1 protein-coding gene is annotated in these 2,580 nt (G+C 40.6%); it reads left to right on the top strand.

Annotated elements, in window-relative coordinates; translation table 11 throughout:
* Positions 1–709: 709 nt before the first annotated feature.
* Positions 710–2,580: chitobiase/beta-hexosaminidase C-terminal domain-containing protein (locus AC4GME_RS12400; RefSeq protein ID WP_490379475.1), on the top strand; the 1,871-nt coding region annotated here is incomplete at its 3' end.

The following is a 2,580-nucleotide window of genomic DNA, read 5'->3' as shown; positions in this document are numbered from 1 at the left end:
GATATAAAGATTCCCAATATGCTACTTACAGTTTTTGAAATGTCATTATTTAATGTAATTAAAGAAAAGAGCAAAGTAAAAGTAGTTTGCTCTTATTGTAGATATTTTGCGCCGTGACGGAGATCGCAAGTTTAACATCTTGTGCTGTCTATTTTTTGAGCTGAAGAGATGTTTTACAATTACTATAAACAATAAAGTTGTACAAATATTAACCTTGTGCAACTTTATTGGCAAATTAGGATTTTAACTTACTGTTTATTAATGCTAATTGATAAATATCTAAAAACACACAATAAAAATAATAATGATATATGCGAATATTTCGGCGGAATTTTGTAGAGGATGTTATTCACAAGAAAACAGACTTGCTGAATAATCTGAACGCTCAGTTGTTTGCAGAACTTTTCCAGGATGGAAATTTTTCTGTTGAGCTTGCTCTATTGATGCCGCCGTTTTGAGTTTCAAAGGCTCGCGCTTTGAAGCTGTTTAAAGCCGTACTGGAATGGTTCTAGTACGACTTAGTGAGGAATGGATTCTAAAACAGCAAGTTAAACATACCGACTTGTAGTCGTTTATGTTGTTATAACCTTTCATTTCCAGCCTGTTCTATGGCTGATAGCATGAGTTTTTTCTTATGCTGCGCTTAAATTGACCACTGCGAGGTGCGGTTGTGCTTAGCCATTAACCGCGATAGCAAGGAAGAGCTTAAATGAAAAAAATACTTTTTATCGGTTTGATAGCGGCCTCTGTGTCTGCTCAAGCTGATTGGTATTTCCGTGGGACGCCTAATAACTGGGTCGCCACTGCAATGGAAAATGTATCGAGTAATACCTATCAAACCTGTCAAAGCTTTGGCTCTGACAACCCTAGATTTAAAATTGATCGTTATGGCGATTGGAGTCAGAATTTTCCGTCAACAGGCGATGTGTTGGTAACAGCAAATAGCAGCCAACAAATCACATGGAACAGTGATACGCTGAGTTTGTCGATGGTAGAAATGGCTGAATGTGGCGAGATAATAGTCGAAGATAGCTGGTTTTATCGCGGCACATCTAATGACTGGGTTACCACCGCAATGGTGAGTAGTGACAATGTTAATTTCTGCAGTGAGCAAAGTTTTGCAAATGTGTCACCCCGTTTTAAGATTGATCATTATGGAGATTGGTCTGAAAATTATCCTACAGCAGATTTCATTGTTGAAGGTAACAAAAGTTATACGGTTTGTTTTAATGCACAAAGCAAGCTAGTAACCGCTGTTCCACTTGTCGTCGAGGATACTGAAGCACCTGTAGTGGCTGTAAGCACTGCTACGGGAACTTATAACGCTAGCCAGCAAATTAGCTTAAGTGTCACTGATAATCAAGACTCGGATCCACAGTTATATTGTACAACCGATGGCACAACGCCAACTGAGCTGTCAATGAACTGTAACAGCGAGACGTTCTCTGCCGAAAATGTGACTGAAAATGGGGTTGATCTGGTATTAACTATACTGGCTATTGATGCGTCTCAAAACAGCGCGATCACAACCTATAATTACACCATCAACGCAACTAATCCGGATCAATATACGGTTATCTATTATCAAAATAGTGCCAATCATAGTACGCCTAATATTCACTATTGGAATGTTCTGCCTGCATTAACTGCAACGACTTGGCCGGGTGAAGCGCTGGTGTCTTTGGGTGATGGTTGGTATAAATATGATTTTTCACAGCAAGTAGAGACGGCGCAAGTTATCTTTAATGGCAGTGCAGGTCAAACAGCTGATTTAAGTTTTGCTGCGGCAGCGCCCTGTTATCAAAATAATAGCTGGGTGAGTATGGACCTGTGTGATGTTTCAGACAAAACTGCACCCGTTATATCTGCATCACCTGTTGCAGGTAGCTATGAGCAAAGTAACCTGAATATTGCATTAGCGGCTACAGATAGAGATCCTAACGCAGCTATTTATTACACGCTCGATGGTAGTACACCAACAACAAGTTCAACGCTATATACGCAAGCAATAAGTATTGCCGATATTAGTGACGGTGTGGTTGATGCGCTTGTCAAAGTGATCGCGATTGATAATGATTTAAATCAATCAGCAGTTGCTGAATTTACCTATTCCTTAAATGAAGACAGTACTGCGCCCGTTATTATAGCGACGCCACCTGCGGGTCATTCTGAAACTGCCGTCGCTGTTACATTAAGCGTTAATGATAACCGTGATGCGAGTCCAACGCTTTACTTTACGCTGGATGGTAGCAAAGTGACAAGCTTAAGCGCAGTGTATAGCGGTCAGACATTCGATATTAGTAGCAATACCACTATCAATGTACTTGCTGTTGATAATGCGGGTAATGCACAAGAATCTTCACTTAGTTACCGTATCGGCAAAGTGAATATTACGCGTTTCGATCCTCGCCAGGAAACGATCTACTTCTTACTTACGACACGCTGGTTTGATGGTAATGCGGAGAATACTGTTGGTGATAACTGGTGTTCATGGACTGAAGAACGCAGCACTGATGATATCATCGATGATGGTTTTACCGGTCCTGAAGATGTGACATGGCGCGGTGATTTTGAAGGTCT

Source organism: Psychromonas sp. (assembly GCF_983033635.1).
The sequence above is the reverse complement of the archived record's forward strand: the minus strand, read 5'-3'. Positions and strand labels throughout refer to the sequence as shown.